A 4,495-nucleotide genomic window follows, 5' to 3' on the forward strand; every position below is an offset into this window, starting at 1 on the left:
CCGGAACCGCGTCCGGCGCGAGTCCGCGACCCGGCGCGGTGAGGTCGCCGATCAGCGAACCCAGGCGGTTCCGGCCGGGCATTGTCTCGGCCAGCGCCTCGAATTTGCCCAGGGACTCCCGCCGCACCAAGACGTGGACCTCGGCGTCCGGCCTGCTTGCGAGTCGCGCGACGACGTGCCGACCGAGAAACCCGGTTCCGCCGGTGACCAGGTAGCTGACCATACCGTGAACTTACCCTCAGGTAAGAACAAGTTCTAGTGACCGATGCCGATCTTCGCGTGGACACCTTTCATCCATTCCGGCGCCCACCAGTTCGCCTCGCCCATCAGCTTGACCAGCGACGGCACCAGCAGCATGCGCACGATCGTGGCGTCGATGATCAACGCCACGATCATGCCCACACCGAGAAAACGCATGATCGACAACCCCGAGATGGTGAACGCGCCGGTGACCACGATCAGCAACAGCGCCGCGGCCGTCACGACACGACCGGTGCGCGCGGTGCCCTCCCGGACCGCCTCGACGGTCGTCGCACCGGCCGCGCGGGCCTCGACCATCCGGGACATCAGGAACACCTCGTAGTCCGTGGACAGGCCGAACACGACCGCCAGAATCAGGACGACGAAGGTCGGTTCCAGCGCGTTCGGTACCACTCCCAGCAGCGAGGCCCCGTGTCCGAGCTGGAACACCCAGGTCAGCACGCCGAACGTCGCTGCCAGGCTCAGTCCGGCCATCAGCACCGCCTTGATCGGCAGTACCACCGACCCGAACGCCAGGAACAGCAGCACCAGCGTCGAGACCACCATGATCGTGATCATCCACGGCAGCGCATCCGCGACCGCCGAGTTGGCGTCGTCGACGAGCGCTCGGCTGCCACCGACGAGCAGTTCGGTCTCGCCGGGCGGTTCGATCCCCCGCAGTTCGTCCGTGATGGCACTCGCGCGTGCGGTGCCGTCGACACCTTGGGCGTACAGGGCCTGCAGTACCAGCACGTCTCCCTGTTGCCCGACCGTCACCGTCTGGGCGATGCCGTCGACTCCGGCGATCTCGCGGGTCACCGCGCGAACCTGATCCGGCGCAGGCGGCTGTCCGTCTGCACCGCGCAGCACGAGGGTCGCGCCGTTGCCGGTGCTCGAGAAGTCGTCGAGCAGGGTCTGCGTCGCCGCTCTGGCCTGACTGCTCTCGGGAAGAGCCGTGTATTCGATCTCCCCGAACGCGGCCTTGGCGACCGGTGTGGCGATCACGAGCAGGCCCGCGGTGATGACGATTGCGATGATCGCCGGTCGCTGCACCACCCGGGTGACGACCCCACCCCAGAACCGGCGGGCGCGGGCCTCGCCGCGGGCGGAGGCGTCACGGTCCCACGTCCACGAGTTGATGCGCGGTCCGAGCAAGGCCAGGACGGCGGGCACCGCGGTCAGCGACAGGACCGCTGCGCTGAACACCGACGCCATCGCGCCGAGCCCCAGCGACCGCAGCACCGCCTGCGGAAAGACGAGCATGCCCGCGAACGCACAGATCAACAGTGCGCCCGAGAACATGACGGTGCGGCCGGCAGTGAGCATCGTGCGCTTCGTCGCGACGGCCGTCTCGGCGCCCGACGCCAGTTCTTCGCGGAATCGGCTCACGATGAACAGCCCGTAGTCGATGGCCAGACCCAGGCCGATCAGCGATGTGATGTTCAGGGCGTACGACGACACCTCGGTCACCGTGGACAGCAGCCGCAGCGTCGCGAGTGAGGAAAAGATCGACAGCACACCGACGAACACGGGCACCGAGGCCGCGACGACACCACCGAAGATGAGCACGAGCAGCACGAGGGTCACCGGGACCGCGATGGCCTCGGCGATGATCAGGTCGCGTTCGAGCGTGTGGGTGAATTCGACGCCCACCACGGTGTTGCCCGCGAACTGGGCCTCCAGCCCCGGCACCTCGAGTTTTTCGAGCGCCGCATCGAAATTCGCGGAGGTCACCCCGGAATCGGGCGCGAGGATGATCGACGCGGCGACCTTGCGCTGATCCGTCGAGATCAGCAGCTGATTCATCGGTGGCGGCGCGGTCCAGTACGTCGAGATCGACGTGGTCGGGACGTCGTCGGAAAACTCCTGGAGGGTCTGTTCGACGTCGCCGCGGATGTCGTCGAGCGTGCGCCCCTCGGGCGCGGTGTACATCGCGATGATGTCGGCCGTCTGCGAACCGAAGTTGTCGTAGATGATCTCCTGGACCTGCACCGCTTCGCTGCCTGCCACGTAGTAGCCGGTGCCGGACAACTTGCCGAACACGCCGACCCCCCATGCGCCGGCGGCCAGAACAATCAACAGCACCACGGCGAGTACCCACCGGCTTCGCGTCACGACGATCTCGGCCCAGCGGTTCATGCGTACTCCCGGTTCGATTCACTCGGTCTGCCGAACGGCCAGCCGGGCGTCGGCACCGGACACTGTAATCGTGACTCGGATGCGGGCCGATGCTGGCCGGGCGACGGAATCGTTCGGGGAGCAAATCCGGGGAACGAAGAGAGCGGACCGACGCGCCGGATGCCTCACGGCACGGTGCGCAACGTGGCTCCAGCCGGACGGAATTCACGAAGGCCATTTTCATTGGCTCCGGGGCGTACCGACGCGCCGATCCATGTGGGATCAACGAGACCCTCCGGCGATCTATTCCCGCCTCGAGTTCTCGTGGTGGCCGCTACTCGTGGTGTCCGTGCGCCGACCGGTCGGAGGTGCCGGCCACCTGATCGATCTCTTCCGGCCCTACCACGACGAACTGTCCCATCATGCCGTCGTCCTCGTGCCGCAGCAGGTGGCAGTGATACATGTACGGCACCGAGGGGTCGGTGTGGTCCTCGAACCGCATCAGCAACTGCACCGTGGCTCCGGGCGGCACGTACACCGTGTCCTTGCGCCCGGCCAGACCAGGATGGCCGGGCGGCATTCCGGTGATGTCGACGATCCGGAACTGCGCATCGTGGACGTGGAAGTTGTGGATCAGACCGCTCACGTTGCGTATCTGCCACAGCTCGGTCGTGCCGGCGACGACAACCTCGTCGACACGTGCCATATCCATCGAGCGGCCGTTGATCGTGCTCGCGCCGGTCAGATCCAGGTGCCGGGTGACGGTCGCCTCCCCGAGATCCTCGAACGCCGCCAGCTGCCCGGGCACCTGCGCGGTCGACGCGAGTGTGGGCGCAGCGCGCAGCTCGAGGACGTCGAAGCGGTCGTCGCCGCCGGAGAACCGGGTCTGCCAGAAATCTGCCCTCAGGTCCGGTGGGGTGCTGCGCAGCACTGTCCTGCCGCCCGCCGGCACCTCGACGACGATCTCGGCCCGTTCGCCGGGGGAGAGCTGCACGCTGCGGAGAGTCATCGGTCGTTCGAGCAGTCCGCCGTCGGTGCCGATCAGCGCGAAGGCCAGGCCGGTGTCGAACGAGAAGTTGTAGACGCGCGCATTCGAGGCGTTGAGCAGGCGCAGCCGGACCCGTTCGGTGTGCACGTCCAGAAACGGGCGCGGGGTGCCGTTGACGAGGATCTCGTCGCCCAGCGTCCCGACGTCGGCGAACATCTCGCCGTCCTCGTCCAGCTGGTCATCGTCGAATTTCTTGTCCTGCACGATGAGCGGGATGTCGTCGATGCCGTAGTCGTCGGGCAGCGCGGGCGTGGCCGGATCGTCGAGCAGGAACATCCCCGCGAGACCGCGATAGACGTGTTCGGCCGTCGAGCCGTGCAGATGCGGGTGGTACCAGAGCGTCGCGGCCGGCTGGTCGATCGTCCAGTGCGGAGACCAGGTGGCGCCGGATTCGATGGTCTGATGCGGACCGCCGTCCATCGCGGCCGGCAGGTGCATGCCGTGCCAGTGCAGCGTGCTCCTTTCTCCCACATTGTTGGTGACGTTCACGCGGACCTGCTCGCCGCGCGTGGCGCGCAGCGTCGGGCCGAGGTAGTCGCCGTTGACGCCCCACGTGCGAGTGTCCGGACCGTGCCCCAGGTCGTGGGTGCCGCGCTGCATCCTCAGATCGAACACCCGGGTGCCGGACTCGTCGACGGTGCTCGTCGCGAGCGGCGGAATGTGCAGCCGTCGATCGAAAACCACCTGTTCCGTCGTATCGATCTCGGCGGTGTTCCACGTGTAGATCGCAACCGTCGCGACGACGACCGCCAACGCCACAGCGAAGGTGAAAGCGACGCCGACCAGTCGCAGCAGCATTCTCATGGGAGGAATCCTCGTCGGCGGGAACGGAAACCACATCCGGCGTGGCTCCTGATCTTCGGTGGGGGAGAACCCTGACGGGTCCCCGGGGCCTTTCGCTCCGCATCTCGCCTCCGCGTCGATAGGCTCGCCCTCATGCGTATCCACCTGGGGCCGGACCACGACGACCACCTCGGCCCGACGCTGCGCGCCACGCGCGGCGAGCAGGTCCGCGTGAACGTCACCAACAATGTGGGAGAAAGGAGCACGCTGCACTGGCACGGCATGCACCTGCCGGCCGCGATGGAC

3 protein-coding genes and 1 pseudogene are annotated in these 4,495 nt (G+C 67.2%); 1 reads left to right on the forward strand and 3 read right to left on the reverse strand.

From position 1 onward, the window contains the following. The 3 genes from Q8814_RS24560 to Q8814_RS24570 form a co-directional block, all read right to left on the reverse strand. On the reverse strand, positions 1-223 hold a 223-nt coding region (locus Q8814_RS24560), incomplete at its 3' end, for an NAD-dependent epimerase/dehydratase family protein (RefSeq protein ID WP_330154577.1). A 32-nt stretch (positions 224-255) separates the two neighbouring features. Then, positions 256-2,379: an MMPL family transporter gene (locus tag Q8814_RS24565; protein WP_330154578.1), complete on the reverse strand. Its 2,124-nt coding sequence runs from the start codon at positions 2,377-2,379 to the stop codon at positions 256-258. A 313-nt stretch (positions 2,380-2,692) separates the two neighbouring features. Continuing rightward, a complete protein-coding gene (locus tag Q8814_RS24570; protein WP_330154579.1) occupies positions 2,693-4,210 on the reverse strand; it encodes a multicopper oxidase family protein in 1,518 nt (505 codons plus the stop codon). A 165-nt stretch (positions 4,211-4,375) separates the two neighbouring features. Here Q8814_RS24570 and Q8814_RS24575 point away from each other — a divergent pair. After that, positions 4,376-4,495: pseudogene (locus Q8814_RS24575) on the forward strand (multicopper oxidase domain-containing protein); the annotation flags it as partial.

The sequence above is a fragment of the Rhodococcus chondri genome (assembly GCF_036327435.1).
In the GTDB taxonomy this organism is placed as follows: domain Bacteria; phylum Actinomycetota; class Actinomycetes; order Mycobacteriales; family Mycobacteriaceae; genus Rhodococcus; species Rhodococcus chondri.

Bases quoted from the DNA above. Each gene is read 5' to 3' on its own strand.
- Q8814_RS24565 (WP_330154578.1), bottom strand. From the start codon at position 2,379: ATGAACCGCTGGGCCGAGATCGTCGTGACGCGAAGCCGGTGGGTACTC.
- Q8814_RS24570 (WP_330154579.1), bottom strand. From the start codon at position 4,210: ATGAGAATGCTGCTGCGACTGGTCGGCGTCGCTTTCACCTTCGCTGTG.